The 26,528-nt window shown below is 67.6% G+C and carries 17 protein-coding genes; 2 read left to right on the top strand and 15 right to left on the bottom strand.

Annotation, left to right across the window (positions count from 1 at the left end; all coding sequences use genetic code 11):
* Positions 1-101: 101 nt before the first annotated feature.
* Genes LR394_RS05240 through LR394_RS05215 form a run of 6 tightly spaced genes read right to left on the bottom strand, consistent with a single transcriptional unit; the run spans position 102 to position 12,948 of the window.
* The gene (locus tag LR394_RS05240; RefSeq protein WP_231439217.1) at positions 102-785 is read right to left on the bottom strand and encodes a YbaB/EbfC family nucleoid-associated protein; all 684 of its coding nucleotides are present in this window, start codon (positions 783-785) and stop codon (positions 102-104) included.
* 23 nt (positions 786-808) lie between these two features.
* On the bottom strand, positions 809-9,676 hold the full coding sequence (locus tag LR394_RS05235; RefSeq protein ID WP_231439216.1) for a hypothetical protein: 8,868 nt from the start codon (positions 9,674-9,676) through the stop codon (positions 809-811).
* 36 nt (positions 9,677-9,712) lie between these two features.
* A complete protein-coding gene (locus tag LR394_RS05230) occupies positions 9,713-10,459 on the bottom strand; it encodes a class II glutamine amidotransferase (protein ID WP_231439215.1) in 747 nt (248 codons plus the stop codon).
* Between the two features lie 18 nt (positions 10,460-10,477).
* Positions 10,478-11,353, bottom strand: coding sequence for an amino acid ABC transporter permease (locus LR394_RS05225; protein WP_231439214.1), 876 nt, complete (start codon positions 11,351-11,353; stop codon positions 10,478-10,480).
* Positions 11,350-11,997 carry an amino acid ABC transporter permease gene (locus LR394_RS05220; RefSeq protein WP_231439213.1) on the bottom strand — a complete coding sequence of 216 codons (648 nt, stop codon included), beginning with the start codon at positions 11,995-11,997 and terminating at the stop codon, positions 11,350-11,352. The genes LR394_RS05225 and LR394_RS05220 overlap by 4 nt, the downstream gene beginning before the upstream one ends.
* Before the next feature lie 3 nt (positions 11,998-12,000).
* Complete coding sequence (locus tag LR394_RS05215) at positions 12,001-12,948, bottom strand: glutamate ABC transporter substrate-binding protein (protein WP_231439212.1); 948 nt, start codon at positions 12,946-12,948, stop codon at positions 12,001-12,003.
* Between the two features lie 170 nt (positions 12,949-13,118).
* Between LR394_RS05215 and LR394_RS05210 the strand changes: the two genes are divergently transcribed.
* Positions 13,119-14,012, top strand: a complete 894-nt coding sequence (locus LR394_RS05210; protein WP_231439211.1) for a LysR family transcriptional regulator — start codon at positions 13,119-13,121, stop codon at positions 14,010-14,012.
* On the opposite strand, the gene LR394_RS05205 is transcribed toward LR394_RS05210, so the two are convergent.
* The 9 genes from LR394_RS05205 to LR394_RS05165 form a co-directional block, all read right to left on the bottom strand.
* Positions 14,005-15,276, bottom strand: a complete 1,272-nt coding sequence (locus tag LR394_RS05205; protein WP_231439352.1) for an Nramp family divalent metal transporter — start codon at positions 15,274-15,276, stop codon at positions 14,005-14,007. The two genes, LR394_RS05210 and LR394_RS05205, sit on opposite strands and share 8 nt — an antisense overlap.
* A gap of 73 nt (positions 15,277-15,349) precedes the next feature.
* Positions 15,350-16,999: a chaperonin GroEL gene (gene groL / locus LR394_RS05200; RefSeq protein WP_231439210.1), complete on the bottom strand. Its 1,650-nt coding sequence runs from the start codon at positions 16,997-16,999 to the stop codon at positions 15,350-15,352.
* A 69-nt stretch (positions 17,000-17,068) separates the two neighbouring features.
* Positions 17,069-18,094, bottom strand: coding sequence for an NAD(P)-dependent alcohol dehydrogenase (locus LR394_RS05195; RefSeq protein ID WP_231439209.1), 1,026 nt, complete (start codon positions 18,092-18,094; stop codon positions 17,069-17,071).
* Positions 18,091-18,957, bottom strand: coding sequence for a hypothetical protein (locus tag LR394_RS05190; protein WP_231439208.1), 867 nt, complete (start codon positions 18,955-18,957; stop codon positions 18,091-18,093). The genes LR394_RS05195 and LR394_RS05190 overlap by 4 nt, the downstream gene beginning before the upstream one ends.
* 92 nt (positions 18,958-19,049) lie before the next feature.
* Positions 19,050-20,114 carry an amidohydrolase family protein gene (locus tag LR394_RS05185; protein WP_231439207.1) on the bottom strand — a complete coding sequence of 355 codons (1,065 nt, stop codon included), beginning with the start codon at positions 20,112-20,114 and terminating at the stop codon, positions 19,050-19,052.
* 87 nt (positions 20,115-20,201) lie between these two features.
* Positions 20,202-20,549, bottom strand: a complete 348-nt coding sequence (gene mimD / locus LR394_RS05180; RefSeq protein ID WP_231439206.1) for a propane 2-monooxygenase effector subunit MimD — start codon at positions 20,547-20,549, stop codon at positions 20,202-20,204.
* 73 nt (positions 20,550-20,622) lie between these two features.
* Positions 20,623-21,735, bottom strand: a complete 1,113-nt coding sequence (locus LR394_RS05175; RefSeq protein WP_231439205.1) for an aromatic/alkene monooxygenase hydroxylase subunit beta — start codon at positions 21,733-21,735, stop codon at positions 20,623-20,625.
* A gap of 11 nt (positions 21,736-21,746) precedes the next feature.
* A complete protein-coding gene (locus LR394_RS05170; protein WP_231439204.1) occupies positions 21,747-22,814 on the bottom strand; it encodes a 2Fe-2S iron-sulfur cluster-binding protein in 1,068 nt (355 codons plus the stop codon).
* 73 nt (positions 22,815-22,887) lie between these two features.
* On the bottom strand, positions 22,888-24,537 hold the full coding sequence (locus LR394_RS05165) for a ferritin family protein (protein WP_231439203.1): 1,650 nt from the start codon (positions 24,535-24,537) through the stop codon (positions 22,888-22,890).
* Between the two features lie 166 nt (positions 24,538-24,703).
* On the opposite strand from LR394_RS05165, the gene LR394_RS05160 reads away from it, so the two are divergent.
* Positions 24,704-26,524, top strand: coding sequence for a sigma-54-dependent Fis family transcriptional regulator (locus LR394_RS05160; protein WP_231439202.1), 1,821 nt, complete (start codon positions 24,704-24,706; stop codon positions 26,522-26,524).
* Positions 26,525-26,528: the final 4 nt, after the last annotated feature.

Genomic DNA, 26,528 nt, shown 5'->3' with positions numbered 1-26,528 from the left:
TACCCAGAGCTGCCCGTGCGACCTCGATGGATTGCCCCTTGGGGCAAATGGCCAGGTCAGAGGCTTGAACCAGTGGGAAAACCCCTACCCTCCCGGAGGGATCAACGGCCCTGCGCAGGCGGGATGTCCTCCGGGCCCAGCAGCCGCAGATCGTCTGTACTCACCGCAAATTCCTCCGCTGCGGCCAGCCGCGCGGCCTGCCGCCCGATCATTGCCAGCAGAAGCTGCTCGACGTCAGGATCCTCGCCCACGGGCCGCCCCTGGCAGTAGTCCAGCAGCGCCCGGCAGGCCTCCTGTGTGAGTTCGTAGTCGTACTCAAGCGCCCGGGCCTGCACGGCCTCAACCAGATCGAACGGCGTAAGGACGGGACGGCCGGCCCGATCACCAGAGTCGGCTTCCGGGAGAAGGGCCTGGGAGCCGAAGATCCCTTCGAGGTCGGCCAGAGCCTGGTCGAAGCCGGGGATCCGAGCCAGGTCGGGCGTCCCGCCGCATGCGGCCATGGTCTGCTCGGCCGCCAGCGCCGCCTGCCGGTGAGCCCGGTTCAGCACTTCGAGCAACTGGTCGGCCAGTTCGTCCGCGGAAAGAGTTCGGTGTGCCTCACCTTCGAATCTCAGACCGGTCACCTTTCCGGCCAGCGTGCAGGTGAGCGTGATCACGCCGTCCGGTGAAAGCACATCAATGGTGGACGTCTGCAGCTCCTGGGCGCTCAGGGCCAGTTCCCGGCCCTGCCGCACGAACTGGGAAAGAGCCTGGGCCAGATCGTCATCGTCCGGTGGTGAGTTCATGTTCTGTCGTTCTCCTTGTGGTGCTACTGCCTGGCGGTGGTACCTGGATCTGCTCTGGTGAGAAGTACTGGCCTCCCGCCCCGCTCGAAACCAATGGATTGCAGGGCTGTCCCGGGCGGAACGCGGAAACGGGCTCCGGCCGGGACACTCACCTGGATCGAGCCCATGGGTGTGCGCACGAGGTAACGGATGTCGTAGACCACGTGTTCGCTGTGATCCCGGTCGTTGCCCTTTGACTTCACCAGAACGGTTTCCAGGCTGACTCCGTCCAGGAGATCGACCGGCCGCTCCACGCTCGCGCGGATCAGCCCGGGAAGAACGGCGCTCGCGGTCAGATCTGAGATCCGGAGGTCGGCCGCGAACCGTTCGGCGGGGCTCCGACCGGGCAGCGAGGAGGACGCCGCGCGCAACGCATCCCGCAGTTCGGCAACGCCAGCCGGCTGTTCCAGCGTGGCCGACCGATGCGGCCAGAACGCTTCGTCTGAATTCTGTTTCCCGGGTGATTTTTTCAGCGCGGTCGAGCCACCGAACTCCACCGGAACAGGCTTGATCAGCTTCCCCGGACTACGCCGAGGCGACGGCTCGCCTTCCGACACCGGCGGACCACCGAACTCCGGCGGGATCCGTTTGATCAGCTTGCCGGGACTGCGTCTCACCGGCCGCTCGGCCACCGCCGCATCCTCGGCGCCCGGCACCGCTGGCGGACCACCGAACTCCGGCGGAATGCGCTTGATCAGCTTTCCCGGACTACGCCGTGGCGGATTTTCGACCACCACGGGCTCGGCCGGCCGATCCTTGATCAGTTTGCCCGGGCTGCGCCGCAGCCGGGACTCGACCGTGACCCGCCCGGGAGCCCGGTACCCATGAAGCCAATTCTGATCGTCGACCTGACGTTTCATCGTCACCCGATCGGCAACCACGGTGAACTGACGACGCTCTCCCTTCACCAACGTCTCCAGTTCCAGCACGAAAGCGCCATTTACGGATACCACCGCCCCGGAAAGTTGTGGCTCCTCGGAAAGGGGATCGAAGCGCAGGGTGACGCGTCCGGTGCGCTGCTGAGAACGTCGGTGCTCCGGGAAAACATCCGTCGGGACGCCGTCCAGGAGAGCGGCGCCGTGCCGTTCCGGATCCGTCAGAGCAGCCTGGACTCGCTGGCGGTTCTGGGCCCAGGCTTGCTGTTTGCTTTCCGGGAACAAGGTTTTCCGCAGATCGGGAGAAAGGCCGGCGACAAGGCTGTCGAGCAGGTCGGTAGCTCTGGCTGAGGTGAACCCCTCCAGACGGTAGGCGGACCCCTGGCCGAGGGTGAGACTCTCGGCGGCGGAAAGACCCGGTGGCAGGGTGAGGAGCGGTCGTGGAGGCAGCGGTTCGGAGTGGTTCAGCCGCTCAGCCAGACTCGTGAAAATGCTGTGGGCCGGCTCGGCGGGCTCGAGGATGCCGGCTTCTGGATTGTCTGGTGTGACGGTGGTCAGAGCGTCGAGAGAAGAGATCGGCGGTTCGGGCTCCGGCTCGAAGATCCCGCGAGAGTCCCTGCTCTCGCCGAGGTTGTTGGGCTGGGCGAGGGCTCGGACTCCGGTCGGTTCAGTCGATTCCTCGGCGACAACCTGCTCCGGGTCAGCCGGCTTCGGGGTCACGGGCTCCAGTGGCACAAGGTTCGAGGGCACGGGGCTCGGGGTCGCTGGACTCGAGGTCGCGGGACTCGAGGTCGCGGGACTCGGGGTCGCGGGACTCGGGGTCGCGGGACTCGGGGTCGCGGGACTCGGGGTCGCGGGACTTGGAGGCCTCGGTGTCGTTGGCTGCAGGAGCGCCGGGGTCTTGGACTCCGGGAGCGCTGGCGTCGTGGACTCCGGGGGCGCTGGTGTTATTGGCTCGGGCGGCGCTTCGGTGCTGCGCAGCAGGATGTCCGTGAGCACCCACCGGGTGCCGTTCGGCCCCACAACCCGCAACAACGCCGCCGCCCGCACCCGGTGCCCCATGAGCCCGGTCCCGGCGGCGTTCTCCATGACCGTCCCGAAACGCAGAAGCTCGCGGCGCTGCGTGGCCCGGGTGCTCGTGTCCCCTGCTCCCGCTCCGTCTCCCCAGAGCGGGGCGATCGGCCCGGAACGGTCCAGCGGCTCCCCGTCGTAGCTCTGCCCGAGGGTGAGGCTGCGGGTGATCGATCCACTGGTGGCGTTGGTCACCGAGTCGTTGGAGACCTCGATGTGGTCGATGGCGATGTCCCGGCTGCTGCGCTCGCTGCGGGGTGCATAGAGCGTCATCTCGATCTGCACGTCGGCGCCCGGCCGGGAAAGGAAGGCCGACGTACCGGCGCGGCTGACCAGAGTAAGTTCGCCGGTCTGGACGAACTGGTTGAGCCGGGCGAACATGCCTTCAGCCGAGGACGCCGTCTGCGGGGTGAGGCGCCGGGCCCAGTTCGGATCAGCCTGCTCCAGGGCCTGCCGAAGCTCCTGAACCCCGGACAGGTCGTAGATCTGTACCGGGCGCTGAGGCAGCCAGGCCGCTCCTTGCAGCAGGCGGGGCCAGGCGTCGATCTCGATCACGGCGTCACCATTGGTCTCGGCGTCCGGCCGGGGCAGCGGGTCGCGGTCCAGCAGGAGCGGGGCTTCGAGCAGGGGGCCGCTGGTCTCGTCCGGTTGCCGGGCGGCCTCTCGGTTGTGGAATCGGAGGGTGACGTCGGCGCTCAGCCGGGCTCGGGACAGGCCGACGTCCGCTGCGGGCCGGGGTGCGGGAACCGAGGGCTGGGTTGACGGGGTTGCGAAGGCTCGTTGCATCAGGCCCACGGCGATCCGCAGGTACGGCACCACGAGCAGGCCGAGGCCCTGGCTGATCAGGCTGGCCGCGCCCTGGAGCACCACCGAGAAGGCGGCCTGCCAGAGCCGGTCCACCTGCACGGTGACGTCGTAGTGGTAAGGCACCTGGAACTCGCCGGTGCTACCGAAGCTGCGCTGCCAGGAACGCACTTCCCGGGTGGAGACCTGAGTGCGGGCCGCGCCGGAGCGCATCTCGCCGGCCGCGACCGGGGTGAACGTCTGGCTGGAACTCGCTCCGGTGGGCCGGAAGTTGAGCTGGTGAGTCCGGCTCGTGGTGTCGGTGATCCGGGTCCGGCCCGGCTGGTCACCTGCTGCCAGTCCGGTACCCCGGGCGCTGATGTGCGAGAGCACATTGTCCAGACCACCGGTGGCCAGCGCCCGGCCGCGCACATCGGCCAGCGAGCCCGGGTCGGCGGGCCGGGCACTCAGCCCGACGGTGACGATCTGTGGGCCGAACCAGGAACGGAACACGGCCCGTACCTGCGCCTGCCCTTCCGGCCCGAGATTGACCAGGGTGCGCAGGCCCAGCGAGCTGGTGTACTCGTTGACCCTGGAGAGCACGCCGGGCAGGTAGGTGCTGGATCCCGGCGTGGTGATACCGGGCGCATGGTGCTCCAGCATGGTCCGGATCTGGTTCTCCAGGCCACCTCGGCCGGCTACGAGCTCAACCCCGGTGACCGCTCCGTAGCCGATCTGCCCGTTACTGCCGGAATACCATGCTGGCAGCCGAAGTTCACGCGGCCTGGCCTCCGGCAGCGCCCGGGCACCTTCCACACCCTGGTCCCGCCGCCGAACCAGCTCGGCCAGGTTCGGGTAGTTGTGCAGATCGTTGTCCACCAGGTGAAACTGCACGCCCTCGGGCAGTTCGACCGCCCGGACCACCTCCACCTGGCCCGCGTCGGAAACCGTGTTGAGCCCGACGTTACGCACCCCGCTGCGCACCGTGACCACGTACACGGCCCGGGCCGAGAACCGATGGCTGTGCACCGTGTCCTCCACCGTCACCCGCATGACGCTGGTGTTGTCGTTGGTCAGCTCGCTGTGCGATCGCCCGCGTCCGTACAGGTACTGACCACCCGGGCGGAAGGACTGCCCGGACCGGGCGCCGGTGATGCCCACACGGCCGGCCTGCGCGGAGGTCGTGCCCAGACTGTTGGCCGTGGTGGACTGCAGCCAGCGCTCGGCGTCCAGCGGCGGTGCCGGGGCAAGGGCCTGCAGATCCGAAAGGTAGCCCTGAACCTCGACAGTCACGTCCTGTCCAGCCAGCAGGCCCGAGGTGACAATGCCTTCGACGACGTAGCTGTCGCGAAAGATCCGCAGCGGATTCGCCTGCAGATGCTCGACCGAGAAGGTGCTCTGCAGCATCGAGTTCGCACCGGACTCCGGCGCTCGCAGTCCTTCGCCGACCAAGGACTGCCCCGCCAGCCGGACGATCGGTGAACTGGAGATCCGGCCCGCCGAATCGCTGGTCGAGCGTCCGTCCAGGACCGCTCCGCCAAGAGCTTGCCGGATCAGGTTCTGCAGCGGCCCACTCCCCTCGACCCATTCCACCAGAGCGGTTTCCGGCAGCACTCCAGAACGGTTGCGCAGAGCGGTTCGGTCCACGACACTCACCTCGCGCGGTATCGCAGTCACCGGCCGGGCTGCGGTCGAAGGCTCGCCCAGTGTGCGGTAGGTGGGTACCGCCAGCATCACTTCACCGTCCCTCGGCGCGAATTGCGGTGCACTGCCGTAGGAGTAAGAAACTTCGAGGCGATACCGGACCGGGATCGCGAAGAGCTCGCTGCCCTGCGACACCGGGCTCAGCATGTAGTACTCATGCCCGGTGCCCACTCCCGCGCCGACATTGTGCGAGGTGGAACCAGTGTGGGTGTACTGACCTCCGATGTCGGCGCCCACGTCTGCGGCTCCGGTCACCTGAGCGTTCCAGGCGAACGGGGTGAGCGATGACTGCTCCTCCCCCGGCATCGTCGATCCGATGAAGTTCAGGGTCTGGGCCTTCGGCAGCCTGGTGACCTGGCGCACGCCCACCTCGTCACCGCCCGGAAGATAACGGCGGTCGATCCGGAGGTTGGCCGAGATCCGATGCACGCCGGTCTTTCCCGGAAGCTCGAAGACCGTCAGCGAGCCACCGTCGATCGCGTCGTCCAAGCCGGTCCGCAGCCCGCTACGGGAACGCAGCAGATCCAGTTTCTGCTGATTCTTGAGCAGAGCCTCGGACGCCGGGTCCGGCCCTTCCACTGCCCGGAAGAGGGCATTGTCGGTGACCGCGGTGAACCAGGAACTCCAGCTGGACACCGCCTCGGCGGGAAGGAAGCCCTCCTTGCGCAGAAACGTCTCCAATTGGTTCATCAACGGGTCGGCACCGGTGACTGCGGTTGCGGTGGTGGACAGACCAAGGACGCGCAGATGCAGCAACTCGGCCGGCAAGTGGCGGTTCTCCTGCACAACTGCATTGATGACGTCGGCCTGCGGCACCTGGAGAACCACCGGATAGCGGGTGGCTGGGTCGGCAAGAACGGTTCCGGCCTGAGGCCGTAGCGCGGAACCGGCCGCAGGCACCAGTTCAGCCCTCAGCTGGAACTGCCCGGACACTCGCGGCAGCACTCCGGCCGTGCGCAAAGACCTCACCACCCGAGCCGTACCGCCGGAATTCAGCGTGTGCGCAAAGCGGTACTGCATACCGCCGCCAACGCCCACTCTTCCGGAATCGCTGCCGGACAAGCGGAATGAGAGATCCAGCCCCAGACCAGAAGCGTTAGTGGTGGTCACCGAGGTCTGACCACGCATCGACCGGAGCACGTACGACTCCAGCACACCGTTCTGCAACGGCGGGCCGGACGAGGTCAGATCGTCGGCCAGTTCCGCGCTCAGCCGCAGGTATCCGAGCACATTGCCCGAACGGTCGTACAGCAGTGGCGAAGCAATGGTGTCACCCCACAGCATCAGCGGAAAGTTGGCCCGAAGCTCGCCCTCGGAAAGGAAACTGCGCAAGTCGTCCCAGGAGCTGGCCGACAAGCGCGCAGTGTGGTCGGCGAAACCGGCGGTTACATCGGCCAGAATGTCATCGCTGCGAGGAAAACTTTCAGCACCGAGCAGCGGCGTCTGCTCCAGCAGGGCTCGAGTCGGCAACACCGGCTGGGCTGCAGCGGCCGGTTCGGTGAGGTGCTTGGGGAACCAGGCCTGCAGCCGTGGGGTGGGAACGACGTTCTCGGTGATCGTGGTCCAGCCCTCGTCCCCACGAAGCCGGCCCGAGGCGGCGTCGGCGATCCCGTCCATCAGGTGGAACTGCCACTCCATGGCGAAATCGTGCAACCAGGAACGCTCCCGGCTCCGAAGAATGGTGTACGCCTGCACGCTGGTCGCCGTGGTGAGTGTGCGATCGGTCTGGTTCAGCGTCCACAGACCCCGCCCGGTCAGCCCCACCCGATCCAGCGGCGCCTGATTCACGTCCCACAAGTGGGTGTGCGAGTAGCCGAGCGTGCGCAGATCCGAGCTGGTGCTCACGGAACCCAGCTCAGGCATGCCGAAAGCCCAGCGTTGCACGGTGACCGGCGGACCGTCGGGCATCTCCTCCAGTCCGGGCCCGATCCGCCGGGCGTCCCAGAGCCGTAGCCGGAGCGAGACCGGGTACGTCTCGTCGCCGCGATGCACCGGAACCACGAACCCGGAACGTGAGAGCAGCTGGTCCCAGGCCGCGCTCAGCAGACGGGGGGTGAAGACCTCCCGCATCCGGTCGGCGTAGGCCGGATCCGCGCTCACCCGGGTGACGAGCTCGTCGCGAATCCGATCGGTGAGAGCCTGCGGTACGGGACGGATGTGGATCATCCCGCGGGAACCGCTTCGATCGGATCCGAACTCGCTGATCGCGGTGGAAAGTTGGGGTGTGGCCGGCTCCTGAGGCGGGACGATGTTCACCTGGGGAACCACCGGCTCCGGGACGAGTACCGGATCAGGTTCCGGGATCACGGTCGGCTCGGTGCGCTGTGTCGGCGCGGGATCAGAATCGCTCAGTGCCAGGAGTTCACGCTCCTTTTGCGGGGCCAGCGCTGAATCACGCGGCGCAGCCGGAGCCCGGCCCGGCAGATACGCGCGATCAGGCTCGCGCAACCCGGTCTGCGCTTCACCAACCACCCGGGTCCGGGCGACATCGTCGGACGGTTGCGGATCAGAGCCACGTAGCACCACCGGATCCGGCCGTCGCGGCAGAGCCAGATCCGGTGCCGCTCCGGGCTCACGCAGGGCAGCAGTCACCACTGGCGGCGCCGGTTCGGCCGGCCCTGAAAGAGGGCTTGCGCTCACACCGGCTTCGGTGAACGACTGCGCCCCAGTATTTTCACCGGATCGCAGCACTTCCGGTGAAGGATTCGGCTCTGCTACAGTTCTTTCCGATGGAGAAGTGAATATTCCGGACACTGACGAGTCGCCCGGGTTTCCACCACGTAGCCCATTGCGGTGCAGTCCCAGCACATTCACGGTGTCCAGCATGAGCCGCTCCACCTGACGTACCTGAGTTCGCGTCACCTCCGGCGCTTGAGAAAGCAGAGCAGCAGCCGCAGGAACGAGTTCGCGGCGTAACCGGCCGGCGGTCGCATCGTTCGAGATGCTGAGCGCCTGATGGTAACCGCTGACCAGACCGACCACTCTGGTGGCGATCAGGCGAAGTTCCCCGGACCGGGCTCTGGGCAGATCGTTCAGGATGGTGTCGGCCCGATCGGCGAGACCGGCCGACCATCTTCGGCGTAACGGATCACGATAGGCATCACGCATCGGAGGAATCTGCGCCAGTTCCTTCAGATCCTTGCGCACCGATCGCAGGGTCATCGAAGCCTTTGGCGCCACAACGGGTTCGCGTGGTTTATCTGCACGGGATTCGTCGGCACCAGTCACCGGCTCGAGCAAGGCACCGCTCGGTCGAGGACTCCTGTCATCGTCCTTCAGATCTGCGGGCAGCGGCCGATCCGGTCCTTCCTCCGCCACCTTCAGCGCTGGTACCGCCACCTGCGAGGCCGCATCTGTCCGGCCCTGGTCCACCGAACCAGCAACCACTGCCTCAGGCAGCTCTTCGGGCTGCGCCGACGAAAGAGAAGCGTCCGCCTCCGGGCTGCTGACAATCGAACCCTTCTGCGACCCGCCGACCAGCCACGAGGGCCGGTTCAGCCCGGACTGCTTGTTCAGCAGCGCCAGTGCTCCCAGCCCGCCCGCTCCCCCGGCCATGTCCGCCCCGGTGTCGAACACCGCCGAAGTAACCGCCGTCCAGCTCACCGACCACGAGTCGTAGAGGATCCCGTTGGCCATCAACTCGGCCAGCACCTCGGTACCGATCCCGAACGGCAGCTCCTGCAGATGCTGGGAGAGAAAGCTGAACGAGTCCTTCCCGACATTGAGGCCGGCATTCTTCAGCAACCCACCCACGGCCCCGAACAGCGCACCGGCCCCCGGGATCGCCGCTGCGAGCACGAGCAGCCCGACCGTCGCGTTCAGCGCCGAGTCACGCAGCTTCGCCCCGCTGATCTCCGGGCGCAGCCCCAGGCCCAGCTGCTCGATCTGGGCCAGTAGACCGGAACCCACCTCATAGATGAACACCGCCCCGGCGACCTTCGCCCCGGCCAGCGCGGCGGCCCGGACCACGGCCACTCGGGCCATCGCCTGGGCGGCCGCGATCCGGGCCGCGGCCCCGGGCGGGTTGTAGAGCATCTCGACGAAGGCTATCGCCATCTGCAGCACCAGGAAGATCATCATCCAGCGCATCAGGCGCTTGAGATAGTCGATCTCCAGGGCCATCTCGTTCAGGTACCGCCCCGAGTCGCGCATCACCGCGGCGGCCTTGTGCAGCAGTTTCGGTTCGGTCAGGGCGAACGGTGCCGCCCGCCGGTAGAAGGCCCGCGCGGTCTGGCCGTTCAGGTCGCCCAGGAGCGAGCGGAGCAGCATTTCCACCTGTGGTGCGAGCGCTCCGACCATCCGGGCATGGGTCAGCATCGACTCGGCAGCCGCCCGGACCTTCTGCTCGCTGACCGACGGATAGGGCACTCCGGAGACAACTTCCAGGAAGGTCTTGGCCTCGGTGCTCGGGATCGCCATCAGATCGGCCTTCCTGGTGCTGGTGGTACTCGGTGCTCAGTAGATCTCGGGGCCCTGGTCCGGCCGGCCGAACCAGGCCACTCGTCCCTCCGGCAGGGTCTGCCAGCGCGGAGCGGGCTGCGGCCAGCCCTGAGAAGCGACGATCGTCCGGTCGGGTTCGCGCCGGTAGCTCAGGCCGAAGAATCCGGCGCCCCGCCGGCCGATCACCTCGGAGTCGGGATCGTGCTCGGCGTAGCTGAAAATGCCTTCGGGGGTGAGCATCAGACAGTTGAGACTGATCGCCGCCTCGGCCCGCTCCCGGATCGCGGCGGCGGTCGAGGCGATCGCTGCCGCGGCCGTTGCCCCCTGGTCGATCTGCTCCCGCACGGCGAGGTAGTAGCGCTCGCTGTCGGTCTCCCCCTCGGCCTGCTTCAGCAGACCGGGTGAGATCAGCGGGTCCAGAACGTCGGCCGGACGGATCTCGCCGTTGTGCGCGAAGGCCGCCCATTCGTCCCCAAAGGGGTGTGTATTACCCACAGACACGGCCAGCCGGGGACTGGCCATCCGGATGTGCAGGATCGCCATGTCGGTTTCCCAGCTGCGCAGTTCCTGCCGTAACCGGGTGCTGTCGTCGGCCCGGTCGGTGGCCTTGACCGTCCCGATCAGCCCGGTCTCGGTGCGAAAGCCGATACCCCAGCCGTCCTTGTGTTCGCAGGCCAGCTCGAGAAAGGGTTCCAGGTCCTCACCGAGCAGCTCGGCCACGGGGGCCGGGTGCCGGGCGACGACGCCGATCAGTCGGCACATCGAAATTCACTCTCCTGCTCAGGTGCGGTGGGCCCGGCCGACGAACCGGCGCTCGACCTGGCCGGCGACCGCGGCCAGGGTGAGGTTGGCGATCACGAAGACCACCGCCACCACCACGTAGCTCTGGATGATGGTGTGGTTGAACTCGCCGAGAACCTTCGCCGAGTAGAGCAGTTCCAGGTAGCTGACCACGTAGCCCAGGGTGCTGTCCTTGAGCAGCCGGATCACCTGGCTGACCAGGGCGGGCGCGGCCATCCGGATCGCCTGCGGCAGCACCACCAGGCGCATGGTCTGCCAGTAGCCCATGCCTACCGCCAGCGCGGCCTCGGTCTGGCCCTGCGGCAGGGCTTTCACCGCCGAGCGGAAGATCTCGGCCAGCACCGCGGAGTTGGTCAGCACGATCGGGATGATCAGCTGCCAGAACAGCGGGATCCGCAGCCCGGTGGTGGGCAGGCCGAGCAGGAACGCGTAGATCAGCAGGAGCAGCGGAATCGCCCGCAGCACCTCGATGTACAGCGCGGCCGGCCGGTTCAGCAGTGGCGAGCGGGAGAGCCGGGCCAGCGCCAGCAGCGCGCCCAGCGGAAGCGCGAGGGCTCCGCTGACCACGGTCACCTGCAAGGTCGCCAGCAGACCGATGGCCAGGTACCGGAGCACCGGCCACTGGGTGAACAGCTGCCACTTGTCCCATTCCAGCTGGCCGTTGATCGCGAACTGGCGCACGGCCAGAGCAACCAGGGCCAGCAGCGCCAGCGACGAGAGCGCGGTGGCGATCGCGATGCGGCGCTGGGCCTGCGGGCCGGGAACGTCGAACAGGGCGGCGTCCTGCTGCCCGATCGAGCCCAGCCGCACCGTCAGCGGCCGGCGCTGGACCGGCGCCTCGGTGGTGACGGTCATCGCTGCACCGCCAGCCGCCGGTCGAGAATGCCTGCGGAGCGGCCGATCACGAATGCCAGGGCCACGTAACAGGCCGCGGCCGCGCCGAAGGTCACCAGCGGCTGGGCGTAACGCTGGTCGAGCAGCTGGGTCTGGCCGGTCAGCTCCTGGGTCACCCCGACCGCGGCGGCCAGCGAGGAGTTCAGGATCACCGCAATCAGCAGCGAGGCCAGCGGCTGGATGCTGGTGCGCACCGCCTGGGGCAGCACCACCTGGGTGAGCACCTGGCCGAAGGTGCAGCCGATGGCCCGGGCCGCCTCGATCTGGCCGAGAGGCACACCCCGGACCCCGGCCCGCAGGGTCTCGCTGAAGAAGGTGGCCCAGTACAGGCTCATCGCCGCGACCGCGGTCCACAGCAGCGGCCCGATCAGCCCGATCTCCGGCAGGCCGAAGACGAACAGGGTGAGCAGCACCAGCAGCGGCAGGCTCCGCACCAGTTCCACGTAGCCGGTGGCGGCCAGCCGCAGCGGCAGCACCGGGCTGATCCGGCAGACCGTCAGCAGCACCCCGAGCAGCCCGGCCAGCACGAAGGTCGCGGCGCTGATCTGGATCGAGACCAGCAGCCCCCGGCCGAAGACCCCGAGATTGTCGACGACGACGTCCATGGGTCAGCCGATGGTGGGCGGGGCCGGGACGTCCCCCGGGACGGCGGTGCCGACCGTGGCCTGCCACACCTTGGCCCAGGTGCCGTCGGCGATCTTCGCCTCCAGCCAGGTGTTCACGAACTCCTGGAACTCGGGGTCGTCCTTGGCCAGGCCGATGCCGTACGGGTCGGTGGTGAACTTCTCGCCGATCACCTCGACGTCGTCGTTGGTGACCGCGTTGCCGGCCAGGATCGACTGGTCGATCACGTAGGCGTCGGCCCGGCCCTGCCGAAGTGCCTGCAGTGCCTCGGTGTTGGTCTCGAACAGCTGGATCTCGGCGTCCGGCGCGGCCTTGGTGATCTCGTTCGGCGCGGTCGAGGCGGACTGGGTGACCACGGTCTTGTCGTTCAGGTCGGCCAGCGTGGCGATGCCCTCGGTACCGGCCTTCACCTGGATGCCCAGACCGTCCTGGTAGTACGGGCCGGCGAAGGAGATCTTCTCCTGGCGCTCCGGAGTGATCGTGTACGTGGCGAACACCACGTCGACCGAACCGTTCTGGATCAGCGCCTCGCGGGTCTGCGAGGTCACGTTGACCAGCTTGGTCTTCGGCTCGCCGATGATGTAGTCGGCCAGCAGCTGCGACATCGCCGCGTCGAAACCCTCGACCTGGCCGGTGGTCGGGTTCAGCAGCGAGAACAGCGCCGAGGTCTGCACCCCGCCGACGGTCAGCTCACCCTTCTCCTTGATCTCGGCCATGGTCGAGCCGGCCGGCAGGTCGGTGGCCGGTTGCTGGGCCTCGATCAGCGCCTGGATCGCCGAGGAGTCGGCCTTGGAGGTGGCCTGGCCGGCGCCACCACCGGGCACCGCCGCCTCGGAGGAACCTCCGGAGCAGCCGGCGATCAGGGCGAGCACGGCACCGGCGGCAGCCACGGTGCCGAAGCGCCGGCCGAGGGGGGAAACGCTGGACCTCATGAAAGGCTCCGTATGACGAAGGTTTGGGTTTCACCGGCATTCCTTACCGATTTGGTGAACTTATCCCGGCGCCTGGTCCGCACTCCAACGCGAATCCTTTGGCGCACCCATCAGAAGTCTTTATGAATGACCGGTGTCCAGGCGGTATCCCCTGGTGCGACGATCGATCGGTGGAAGTTCAGCAGCTGCGGGTCCTGGCCGAGATTGCCCGAACGGGCTCCTACACGGCGGCCGCGCGGTCACTCGGGTACACCCAGCCCGCCGTGAGCTACCAGATGCGTCGGCTGCAGGACTCGCTCGGCGTGCCGGTGGTGGTCCGGATCGGGCGCGGCCTGCAGCTCACCGAGGTGGGCGAGGTGCTGCTACGGCACGCCGACAACGTCTTCTCGGTGCTGCGCGCGGTGGAGCAGGACATGACCTCGACCGTGGCCCGGGGCGGGGGCCTGGTGCGGGTGGTGGCCTTCCAGAGCGGGCTGCTGCGGCTGCTGCCCCAGGTGATCGAGCGGCTGCGGGTCTCGCACCCGGACATCCGGATCAGCCTCACCCAGGCCGAGCCGGTCGAGGCCAGACGGCTGGTGCGGGCCGGGGAGGCGGACCTGGGTCTGCTGTGCAACTGGGCCAACGAGGAGGTGCCGCAGGACGAGGGCACCATGCTGCGGCACCAGCTGATCACCGACCGGCGCTGTGTGCTGATGCCGGCCGGGCATCCGCTGGCCCGACGCGAGAGCATTCATCTGGCCGAGCTGGTCGACGCGGACTGGGTGATGGAGTCGTTCCGCGACCGCTTCGTCGCCGCCTGCACCAACGCCGGTTTCAGCCCGCGGATCGTGGCCACCGTGGACGATGTGCTCACCATTCAGTCGCTGGTGGCCGGGGGCGCCGGGATCAGCCTGATGGGCGAGCTGGGCCTGCTCGCCCACCCGCGCGCCGACCTGGCGCACCGCCCGCTGAGCGACTGGCCGCTGCGCCGCACCTACGCCCTGCTGTGGCCGGACCTGGCCCGGGTGCCGGCCGTGGCCGTGGTGCTGAACGAACTGCGTCGCGTGGCCCGCCGGATCAGCTGAGGAACAGCGTGCCCAGCAGGAACACGTTCAGCGAGATCACCGCTCCCAGAACCACAACCGTGGTGAGAACCGTGACCGGCCGGTTGCGGGCGTCTCCCATGACTGACCGGCGGCTGGTGAACCAGACCAGTGGGGCGAGGGCGAACGGGATCCCGAACGAGAGCACCACCTGGCTGAGCACCAGCGCAGCGGTCGGATCCACCCCGATCGCCAGGATCACCAGGGCGGGCAGCACCGAGATGCACCGCCGGGTCCAGACCGACAGGCTGCGGTGCAGGAAGCCGGACATGATGGTCTGCCCGGAGTAGACCCCCACGCAGGTCGAGGCCAGGCTGGAGGCGAGCAGCGCGGCGCCGAAGACCCAGCTGCTCAGTTCTCCAGTCACTGAGGCGAATCCGGCGTGCGCGCCCTCAAGAGTGTCGGTGGGCACCAGTACCGTTGCGGCCAGCATGATCGAGATGTTCACGGTGGCGGCGAGCAGCATTGCGCCGACGATCTCGCGCCGGGTGCGTCGGATCAGACTGGGCATCGCCCGGCGGGAGATCAGGGCCTCGCCCTTGGTCAGGTGCGAATGGAGGTAGACCACGTGCGGCATCACCGTGGCGCCGACGATTCCGGCGGCAAGGTAGGCGCTGTCGGTGCCGTCGAGGCGCGGCTGGAAGCCTTCCAGCACCGTGAACACCTTCAGGTCGGCAAGAACGGCCTGGTAGGCGAACCCGGCCGCCACCACCGCGAAACATACGTACACAACGGGGCGGAACGCGTCCCTACCGTGCACGTGCAGGGCCAGGATCGCGAACGCGGCAACGATCATGATCACCGCGCCCAGCAACAGGGGGACGCCGAAGAGCAGGTAGAGAGCGATGGCGCCGCCGACGATCTCGGCCAGGTCGGTCATGATGACGACCACTTCGGCCTGCAGCCACATCCCGATCCGGGCCGGCCGCGGCATGCGCTGCTTGCACTGCTCCGGCAGCGACCGCCCGGTGACCAGGCCGAGTTTCGCCGACAGGTACTGCACCAGCATGCCCACCGCGCTGGCCGCCACCACCACCCAGACCAGCATGGTGCCGTACTGCGCACCGGCCGAGACGTTGGTGGCGAAGTTGCCGGGGTCGATGTAGGCCACCGCCGCGACCAGGGCCGAGCCGAGCGTGGTGCCCACCGCACGGCGGCCGGTGCTCTTCTCCCGGACGCCGGTGGCTTCGACGCCGGAGTGGACGGGGTGATCGAGGGTCGAGGGAGCAACCGGCGGTGGGTTCATGGACACGCTCGCATTCTGCGGGAAGAAGGTTCGCGGGAGCAGGCGAACACCTGCTCCCGCGAGCGGAGGAGGGTCAGTAGATGTTGGAAGGCCGGACCATGCCCTCGGCCAGGTCACCGAATCCGGGGGCAACGATCGCGCCCGGATTCACCAGCACCTCCTCCACGATCAGGGTCTCCGTGGTGAGCAGCAGCGCCGCGATCGAGGCGGCACTCTGCAGCGCGGAACGGGTCACCTTCAGCGGATCGATGATCCCGAAGTCGAACATGTCCCCGTACTGCCCGTTCAGCGCGTTGAAGCCCTGCCCGATCGGCAGCGCGGCCACCCGGGCCACCACTTCGTCCCCGTCGTGCCCGGCGTTGATCACGATCCAGCGCAGCGGCTCCTCCAGCGCCCGCCGCACGATGTCCCGCCCGACCGCGGCGTCGCCCTCCAGTGAGAGCCCGTCCAGCGCCGCCTGGGCCTGCACCAGGGCCGTGCCCCCGCCGGCCACCACACCTTCCTCGATCGCCGCCTGGGTGGCCATCAGCGAGTCCTCCAGGCGGTGCTGCTTCTCCCGCAACTCCACGTCGGTCACCGCCCCGACGTTGATCACCGCCACCTGCCCCGAGAGCCGGGCCATCCGCAGGCGCAGCGAGTCCTGGTCGTGCTCGTTCTCGGCCCGGGCCAGCTCCTTGCCGATCTGCTGCACCCGCACCCGCACGGCCTCCGGGTCGCCGTTGCCGCCGACGATGGTGGTGCCCACCTCGCTCACCGTCACCCGTCGGGCCCGGCCCAGGTTCTCCAGCCGCAGCGAAGAAAGCGACACCCCGGACTCGGAACTGACCACGGTGCCGCCCAGCACCACCGCCAGGTCCTCCAGCTCGGCCACCCGGCGGTGCCCGAAGCCCGGTGCCCGCACAGCCACCGAGTGGAAGGTGTCGTGCAGGTGGTTGGTGATCAGCATCGACAGCGCCGGGCCGTCCACGTTCTCGGCCAGCAGCACCAGCGGCCGCCCGGTCCGCCGCACCTGCTCCAGCACCGGCATCAGGGTCTGGACCGAGGTGATCTTCTCGTTGGTCAGCAGGACGTAGGCGTCTTCCAGCACCGCCTCCATCCGGTCCTTGTCGGTGACGAAGTACGGCGAGATGTAACCGTGGTCGAACTCCACGCCGTCGGTGTAGCTGACTCCCATGCCGAAGTGCGGCCACTCCTCCACCGTGACCACCCCGGTGTTGCCGACCTTCTCCATCGCCTGGGCGATCACCTCGCCGATCTCGGCGTCGTTGTTGGCCGAGAGCATGGCCACGTGCTGCAGGTCGGAGCGCCCGCTGACCGGCACGCTGCGCTCCGCCAGCACCTCGATCACCGTGGCCACGGCCTTCTCGATGCCCCGCTTCACCTGCATCGGGTTGGCGCCCGCAGCAACTGCTCGCAGTCCCTCCCGGACCAGGGCCTGAGCCAGCACGGTGGCCGTGGTGGTGCCGTCACCGGCCACCCCGTTGGTCTTCATCGCCACCTCTTTGACCAGTTGCGCGCCCATGTTGGCGAACGGGTCGCGCAGCTGGATCTCCCGGGCGATGGTGACGCCGTCGTTCGTGATCGTCGGTGCGCCGGTGAGCTTCTCGATCACCGCGTTGCGGCCCTTCGGGCCCAGGGTGACCTTCACGGCGTCCGCCAGGGCGTTGACCCCGGCCTCCAGCAAGCTTCGTGCGTCCGAGTTGAAACGCAGGTCCTTAGCCACGGTCTACCTCCTTTTCAGTAGAAGAAGATGAAGGCGCTTCGAGACCAAAGAGCAGTCGCCGAAGCACCTTTACGGAATCAGAATGGCCCGACCACGGACATTTCCCTGGTCGAGATCGGTCAGTGCCTGGGCAAAGTCGGCAAGAGCATAGGTCGCCGTGTGCAGCGTGACCTTGCCCCGCGCGGCCAGCACCATCAGCTCGACCAGGTCGCTGTACGAGCCCACCAGGTTGCCGACGAAATTGATCTCGGTGGAGATGATGTCGATCGCCGGGACCGAGAGCGTTCCGCCGTAACCGATCACGTAGTAGTTCCCGGCCCGGCGCAGCATGGCCACCCCGTCCTCCAGAGCACCACCTTCGCCGACGAAGTCGATCACCGCCTCGGCGCCGTTGCCCTGGGTCAGGTCGAGCACCTGCTGCACGTGCGTGCCGTCAGCCACGATCGTGTGCTCGGCGCCCAGCTCGGAAGCCAGCTTCAACGCGTCTGGAGAACGGTCCACCACCACCAGGCGGGCCGCCGAAAGGGCCCGGAAGACCTGAACTCCGATGTGCCCGAGCCCACCGGCCCCGATCACCACCGCAGTATCGCCCGGCCGCAACGCGCGAGCCGCCTTGGCCACCGCGTGATAGGCGGTCAGACCGGCGTCCGCCAGAGCAGCGACATCGGCCGGCTGCAGCGAAGGATCCAGCTTGACCACGGAACGGGCATTGGTCAGCAGGTATTCGGCATACCCGCCGTCGGTGTCGATGCCGGGGAACTTCGAGCCCACGCAGTGCACATCGTCACCGTCGCGGCAGGCCCGGCACAGCCCACAGGTCACCAGCGGATGCAGAATCACCGGGTCGCCCACGGCCACGTTGGTCACCGCCGAGCCGACTTCCGAAACCCATCCGGCATTCTCGTGCCCGATCGTGTAGGGAAGAGCGACACCGGACTTCTGTTCCCACTGGCCCTCGATGATGTGCAGGTCCGTCCGGCAGACCCCGGCACCGCCGACCTTCACGATCACGTCCAGGGGCGAATTGAGGACGGGGTCCGGCACCTCGGTGAGAACCGGCTGGGTTTCGTACTTCCCGAGCTGAACAGCCTTCATGACGCCCTCCTCCAGAGATCTGCGACCGGGATGACCCCGGACAGGGTGCCGGGCGACGAGCCGTCGCCGTAGCGGGTGGCCAAGAGCCCTCGGCAGAAGATGCCGTTGCCGTCGATGCTGACCCGCACCGTTTTGGCGAACCGCAAATGCTTGGGGACGTCGGCCACCGGCGCGCCGGAAGAGTCCACCATGAGTGGGTCGCCGGGTTGGTGGGAGAGCCCGATCTCGGCCCGTCGCCGTAACAGCGCTTCGGTGGCGGTGCCGGGCGGCAGATCCGACAACCGGGCCGACGCCAGGCCTTCCACCTCCCAGCCCGCCTCGATCAGCGAACGGCAGGAGCGTTCCAGGCAGGCAGTGTGGGCCTTGCGCTGGAAAGTTGCTCTCAGCTCGTCCAGTTCGCCCTCGGCCTGCCCGGGGAAGGAACCGCTGAACCCGGCGTCGTCCGCCACTCCCCCGTTGATCTCCTCCGAGGCGAAGTGGTCCTCCAGCCGGACGGTCACCGTGTCCACCCAGGCGAGCTTTGTAACCACGTCGTGCGCGTCCGCCACCATCAGGTAGGCAAAGTTCGGCGCACAGAAGTAGGTAGGCAGCCGCAGCCGGACATAAACGTGCGCACCATCGGCCACCGAATCAGCACCATCCACCGCCGAGGCCGCGCCACCGGCAACATCCGGGCGGACCCGACCGCCAGCCAACGCCTCGCCACTGCCACTCACGCTCGAGCCAGCGGCCCGGTCGGCTCGCACGCCACCGGCCTCGTCCACCCGAACCTCGGTGACGAAGTTTAGCTCGGTGATCGGCTCGTCCAGCTCCGGATCCCGCACCAGCCCGAGCGCGATCCAGACCTCCTGCTCCCGCGGCACCCTCGATCCTGACAGGCCCGACAAGCCCAGCCCGCCCGAAAGCCCCGGCCCGCCTGACATCTCTGCTCTCGTCGGCAACTCCGAAGGCCCGCTCACGCCGTCACCGGAGCGGTCTCGTCCACCGGCGCAGACCCCACCGCCGGCCCGGACTCCCCGGTGACCAGACCCGGGGACTTGACCTGAGCGTCCTCTGGTACCTCAAAACCGTACAGCCGAGCGGCGTTCAGGCCAAGGATCTTCTTCTTCACCTCGGTGGTGAGAACCCCGTACTCGCCCTGCATGTCCTCCGGAATCTGGAAGTCGACGAACATCTCGACCAGCCACTTGGGCTGCCAGATCGCATAGTCGCTGGCGAAGGTCAGCCGGTTCTCGTCCAGCCAGTACAGCAGTTCCCCGATCATCTGGGCGAAGTAGCGCGGCCGGCTGTGGATGAACGGCATCGCCACGGCCAGCCCGCCGTAGACGTTGGGCTCCTGGGTGGCGATCCAGCAGAAGTCCTCGAGCCGGGGCAGGCCCACGTGCTCGATGATGAAGTTCAGGTTGGGGAAGGCCGTGGCCACGTCGTCCACGTCGGCCACGTCGAACGCGTCCCGGTTCAGCGGGTAGATCGTCGGGCCCTTGTGCACGTGAATGTTCTTCACGCCCAGCTGTTCGCACTTCTCCAGGTAGCGGTAGGACCAGGGGTCGGTCAGCTTCCAGCCCTTGGAATCGCCCTTCCACTCGGCCGTGTACAGCTTCACCCCCTTGAACTGCCAGCGCTCGTGCAGGGCCTCCAGCGCGTCCAGGCCGGCCTCCCCGTCGCGCGGGTCCCAGGCGCCGTTGGTGATCAGCTTCTCCGGGTGCTTCTCGGCCAGGGCGCCGTTGCGCTCGGTGGTGTTGAAGCCGTTGGTGTAGAAGTCGGTCAGGTAGGTGGGCTGGAAGATGCCCTTGTCCACGTAGCCGGCCTCGAACAGGTCGTGCATCAGGTCGTCCTCGGTGTACGACCCGAACTTCTCCAGGTCCCAGACCCATTCGGCTGGGCTCAGGTTCTTCTGGTAGTCGTAGAAGCAGCCGGTGAAACCCGCTCCGTATCTGTTCTTCTGGTTCGCCGCGCCACCGTCCCAGAAGTGGATGTGACTGTCGACGATGTAGTACTTCTCTCCGTCTTTCTCGTACATTCCAGTCTCCTCAGCTTGAACCCAGCGGTCCCGCCCATGCACCCGCGACTGTGCACGGACGAGACCGAGGCCGTATCCAGAGAACCCTTACTCGACGACCTTCAGATCGAAATCGATGTACTCGGCGGCGTCCTCGGGGTTGGCGAAGAGCATGGTCCGGTCGTCGAAATGGACCATCCGGCCGTAGTGGGTGGACATGATCTCCTCGAAGTCCGACTGGTCGAACTCCGAGCCCAGGGCCTGGGTGATCTCCTCGAAGTCGAAGGTCAGCAACCGTTCTCCGTCGACCCGGATCATCGAGGGGTACTCGGCGATCTGCACGCCGTCCTTGCGCCGCATCACCTCGGCGACCACGTACCCGTTCTGGTTGTTCATCAGGGTGACGCCGCACTTGTTCGAGGACCCGATGTCCCGCCCGAACACCATGTCGCTCATGCTTCCTCCTCGCTGACGCTCGTCGTCAGCCTGAGCGTCGCCCTGCGCCCTTTGATGAACTCGCTGCGCTCGCTCATGCGGACAGCTCCTTCGGCTCGGGCACTCCCAGATCGGCCAGCACGGAACGCAGGTCGTCCTTGGCAGCGGCGAACGAGTCGGCGAACGGCACCACCCGCTCGGCCGGGTGCGACCAGATCGGCTGCAGTTCCTGAGCAGCATGCAGACTCACCGGCAGCCACTCGGACAGCCAGGTCTGCAGAAGCTCGACATTCGCGGCCCCGTGCTCGGAGTCGCGCACCAGCAGGCTGAGCAGCGAACGGGTGTAGGCCAGGTCGCGGGAGAAGTCGTTCTCCCCGGTACCGACCAGCGAGGGCGTGACGTAGTCGCCGTTGCGGGCACTGATCTGCATCACCAGGTGCGAGCGGAACAGCCCACCCACCAGCGTCTCGTACACCACGTTGGTGGCGAACAGGGCCTCGGCCCAGTCCCCGATCGCGGTCAGCCGCTCGGCGTTCTCCCGCACGCCCTGCCAGGCCGGGTCCTCGTGCCAGACCGAACGGTGCACCGAGCCGTCGAATCCGATGTCGGCTTCACTCAGGTCCAGGTTGTACAGCGCCAGGTCCTGGGCGAAGCGCATCTTGTGGGCGCTGTTCACCGCGATCGCGTTGTTGATCATGTTGGTCGGGGCCGAGCGCTGGCAGGCGACGAACACGTGCAGACCGATCCCGTTCTCGGCGTGCATCCAGGCGCCGAGGTTGCGCTCGACGAACCGGACCCAGCCCGGCGCCCAGTTCTGGTAGGCCTTGGCCAGTTTGGCGTTGGCCAGGTTCTGCTGGATCTGCCGCACCACGTTGGCGTTGTTGCGGTAGATCGTCTGTTCCCATTCCTGGTTCGGATCGCGGAACCGGTGCCAGTCGCTGGACTTCAGCGCCGTCCAGTCCTGCGGGTAACCGCCCTCACCGTCGGCGAATCCGTAGATCCAGCCCTGGGTGAGGTGCCGGGCCGGGTCGGGCTGGACGTCGAAGGTCACGTCCTCGTAGGTGGTGGCCCGCATCTTGGCCGGCTGGAAATAGTTGTACGAGCGGCTGTTCGCGCTCGGGAAGTCCAGCGCGCCGGCTTCGGCGTCGGTGAACTCCGGCTTGGGGAAACTGCGTACCGCGTCGGGCTTTTTGACAGGTGCTGCCATATCGAAACCCCTCAGCTTTCAGAAACACTGGTGGTGAACTTGTCGAAGTGGATCCGGTCGGTGGGGACGTCCTTGCTCTCCAGCAGGGCGATCGCGGCGTCGACCATGGGTGGTGGACCACAGAGGTAACAGTCCGTGTCGGTCAGGTCCGGCTCCAACCGGTCCACGACGTCCGTGATCAGCCCGAAGTCCCCGGTGACCCCGAGCGTCTCCCATTCGGCCTCGGTGACGTGCGAGAGCGCCGGGACGAAGCGGAAGTCCTTGATCTTCAGGCCGAGCGAGATGATCTCCGGCAGGTAGAACAGGTCCTCGGCTGTTCTGGCGCCGTAGTAGAAGACCACCGGCCGCTCGGTGCCGGTCTCGGCCAGGCGGCGCACCAGCGCGAGAATCGGGGCCATCCCGGCTCCCCCGGCGATGCAGACCACCCGCCGCCGGTCCTCCTCACCCGAGGCCCGGAGCGTGCAGGATCCGTAGGGCCCGGTCAGCAGCAGCGGATCCCCAGGAGCGAGCGAGGAGTCCAGCAGTCCGGAGAAGTGCCCGCCCGGGTACTTCTTGATGATGAACTCGATCTCGCCGGTCTCCTCCGCAGAGGACGGTGTGGTCGCCATCGAGAACGACCGCTTGACATCGCTGTCGGGCAGCCGGATCTCCGAATACTGCCCGGCCTTGTGCACGAACCGTTCCCCCTCGCCGAGTTTCAGCTTCAGGGAGACGATGTCCCCGGTCAGCGGGGTGATCGCGGCGATACTGGTACGCACGGTCTGGATCGGGACGGCGTCGTGCAGTTCCTCCTCGTCGTAGTTGATCAGCTCGACCGTGATGTCGCTGTACGCGTGGGTCTTGCACAGCAGCACGTAGCCCTCTTCGCTCTCGTAGTCGGCGAGCGCGAAGGTGGAGTAGCGGGCCATCTGCACGTCGCCGTCCAGCAGGAACGACTTGCAGGCCGAGCACTGACCTTCCCGGCAGCCGTGCATCAGCGAGATGCCCTGCCGGAAGGCGGCGTCCAGCACGGTCTCGTCCTCGTCGACCTCCATCTCCAGGTCGACCGGCTCGAAGTGGACGCGGTGCTTGTCACCCATCTGAGCTCCTAAGGTGAGAAGGTCCGGTGGCGGCCGAAGCTGAGGACCGCCGCCACCGGACCGATCAGGGGTGTCAGGCCACGGCAGCGGGCCGGCCGCCCGGGCCGCCGGCCTTGTAGGCGGCCACGGCGGCTTCCCTTTCGGCGTCGGACATCTCGTTCAGCAGCACGTTCGGGCTCTGGAAGGTGATGCCGCGCACGTCGTCCAGGGTCCACAGCTTCTTCGGGTCGTCCAGGTCCAGGTGCGGCTGCGGCACCAGGGTCTTCCCGTCGTCGCGGACGTAACCCAGGCTGCTGATCACGTCGGCCAGGTCCTGGTTGTGGTGCAGGGTCTCCCACTCCCGGTGACCGGTGAGGCGTCCCATGTTGGGGGTCGGGCGTCCTTCGTACTCCGGCCGGAACGCCTTGATGTCGGTCCACGCGCAGGTCTCGGAGCAGTAGGTGCGCCACTGCCCGTCCACCTTCTCGGTGACCATGTCGGGCCGGATCAGGCACGGCACCATGCAGGTCCAGCAGCGGTGCGGGTACTGGTAGTCGACGTCCTCGAAGGCGATCGGCTTGTTCCGGCCCGGGTAGCGCAGCCGGTTGTAGTTCTCCCACCAGACGCCGTACTTGTTGTACCAGCCGGGGTACTTGGACTCGAACCACTCGAAGTCCTGGTCGGTCATCGGGTCGATCCGCCAGTAGTTCACCGGCCAGCCGGTGGCGAAGAACTGGGCCACCTCGTGCACGTAGCCCTTGTTGACGATCCGGTTCCAGGCCTCCTCGACCAGGTCGTGCGGGATCTTCAGGCCGTACTTCTCCAGCGGGATCAGGTAGCTGCGGTAGTAGTCGTCGTAGATCCAGCGGCGCCACATCTCGGCGTAGGAGTCCCGGTCCTTGCGCCGGTCCTTGGTGCCGTACTCGATGAAGGTGCCGATCGCGGCGTCCACCACGCAGTGGTTGTTCCACCAGGCGTAGCGCAGGTCGCGTTCCAGGAGCTGGCGGTTGCTCTCGTCGGCCAGGGCCATCAGCAGGATCGAGTAGCCGTTGCTGATGTGCCGGGACTCGTCCGACTGCACCGAGTGGAACACGGTGGGCAGCAGGTAGTCGCCGTTGGCGGCGGCCTCCGACGGCATCGCCACGAACAGGGTGTTGGTGAAGGCGGTCTCGGCGACCACGGTGAGGTAGATGTTCGCCGCGGTGATCGCGTCACCGGTGATGAAACCCTCGCCGAACTGCCGGCCGATGGTGCCCGCGTAGTTGTTCGCGAACGCCTTCTCGCTCATGTCGAACCCGGCCGGGTCGATGTAGTGGTTCATGTAGAGCCGTTTGAGGTTCATCTGGATCGTGGAGTGCCGGACCTCGTCGATCATCTGCACGGCCAGGCCGTTGTGGATCTCCGGGTTGGGCACCGCGTCGATCGCCATCGGCATCGCCCGGGCCGCGGAGATCTCCGGGAACGGGATGATCGACAGGAACAGCTTCTGCCACTCCATCCAGCGCTGCTGGACCTGGCGGAACATGTTGCCGCGGATCGCGCCGTCCATCGCGCCGAAGACCCGGTTGTCCTTCTCCTCCTCCATCGGGAAGTAGGAGCGCAGGATCTGCTTGAGCGGGTCCTTCTTCGGGGCCTTCTCGAACGTGTAGTCGGTGCCGAAGCGGGTCGCCGGGGTGGCGAAGGTCGGCTCCCACGAGAGCTCGGTGATCTTCTTGTGTGCCTTGCTGAGGCTCTGCCTGCTCAATGTGCCTCCCAAGTCGGGGTCGGGTTCGATCACAACCCGGCAGGAGGCCGTTGGGCGTCTCAATCTGAGACGGGCGTCACTTCGGGCGAGCCAAATCCGCGGCGGCCGGGTTAGTGTGCAGAGGCCGGGAACAACCAGCTGGCGACCACAAGGGCGGTGGGCGCGGATGCGTGCTGTGCAGGGCGAGCGGCAGGATCACGGCTGGCAGCGGCAGGTCGCCGACGCCAGGGAGCGTTTCCTTACCCAGCAGGACGTTTCGGCTGACATCGTGCGCGAGCCGATCCTGGCGTCGTGGTCGCGCTCGCACCGGCGCGGGGTGGAGGCCGACCGGATCGACCTGCCCTACGTGACCGATCTGGACACCGACTCGCCGCTGGTCACCTGCGCGGCACCGATCCTGCGCCAGCTCGGTGAGCAGTTGCAGTCCGAGCCGGTGAGCATCCTGCTGACCGATGCCCAGGGGGTGGTGCTGGACCGGGTGGACTCCGACAGCGCGATCGCCCGCTATCTCGACCGGGTCGATCTGGCACCGGGTTTCAGCTACGCCGAGAAGTGGGTCGGCACGAACGGCATCGGCACTGCACTCAGCGAAGGGCGTCCGGTGCTGGTGCACGGCCCGGAGCACTACGCCGAGAACCTGGAACGGCTGGCCTGCGCCGGGGTTCCGATCAAGCACCCGGTGCAGGGCACGGTGCTCGGGGCCCTGGACCTGACCTCCTGGGCGGGGCAGTCCACGGCGATGATGCAGGCGCTGGCCGGGGCTTGCGCCGAGCGGATCGAGCGGGGCCTGCTGAACACCGCCGGGCTCACCGAACTGGCGCTGTTCCGGGAGTACCTGAAGACGTCGCAGCGCACCAACGGGGTGGTGCTGGCGGTGAACGGCGACGTGGTGATGATGAACGAGCAGGCCCGACGGACGTTGTCGGCGGCTGATCAGCACTCGCTGATGGAGTGGGCGGCGGACGTGCGGGACGAGTCGGCGCCGGTCACGCTGATCTGCGATCTGCCCAGCGGCCTGGTCGCCCGGCTGAAGTACCGCCCGGTGAACGGACGCCGGGGGCAGCTCGGCGGGGTGGTCGAGGTGCGGTTCAGCAAGCAGCCCACGGCCGAGCCGGCCGTGCTGCTGCCCCGCCAGAACGCCCTGCCCGGGCTGGTGGGCAGCAGTGGAGTCTGGCAGCGGTGCGTGGCCGAGGTGGAGTCCTGCTATCGCAGCCGGGAGTGGCTGGTGCTGTCCGGCGAGGCAGGCACCGGCAAGCTGGCGCTGCTGCGAGCGGTGCTGGCCCGGCATGATCCGGCCGGGCACGTACGGGTGCTGAACGGGGAGGACACCCGGGCCCCGGCCGCGGTGGACGCCTGGCTCGACGAAGTGGCGGCGGAGCTGGAGGAGGACGGGGCCCTGCTGATCCGTCACGCCGAGCGGCTCTGCGCCGAGGCGCTGATCGGCCTGGGTGATCTGCTGCAGGCTCATGCGCTGGGAGGATCGACCGACGGCTGCTGGGTGGCGCTGACTCTCTCCACCGGACCTTCCGGCCCGGCTCCGGACACCGAGACCGCGGCTTACCTGCTGCCGCACTTTCCGCACACCGTGGCCGTTCCTTCGCTACGACACCACAGTGAGGACGTGCCGGAGCTGGTCCCGAGTCTGCTGGCGGGTCTGGGGCGGGGTCACAATCTCCGGTTCGGGTTCGACGCCATGCAACAGCTCACCCGAGCTCCCTGGCCGGGCAACGTGGCCCAGTTGCGCTCGGTCCTGCTGGAGCTGCTCAACCGGCGGCGTTCGGGCACCGTGCACGCCACCGACCTGCCGGCCGAGGCCCGTTCGGCGACCCGGCGTCAGCTCAGTCAGCTGGAGGCGCTGGAGCGGGATGCGATCGTGCGCAGCCTGAGTTCGCACGGCGGCAACAAGACCCGGGCCTGCGCCGAGCTGGGGATGTCCCGGGCCACCATTTACCGCAAGATCCGCGACTACGGGATCAGCGGGATGTGAGCTG

Source organism: Kineosporia babensis, assembly GCF_021129305.1.
Classification (GTDB): Bacteria; Actinomycetota; Actinomycetes; order Actinomycetales; family Kineosporiaceae; genus Kineosporia; species Kineosporia babensis.
The sequence above is the reverse complement of the archived record's forward strand: the minus strand, read 5'-3'. Positions and strand labels throughout refer to the sequence as shown.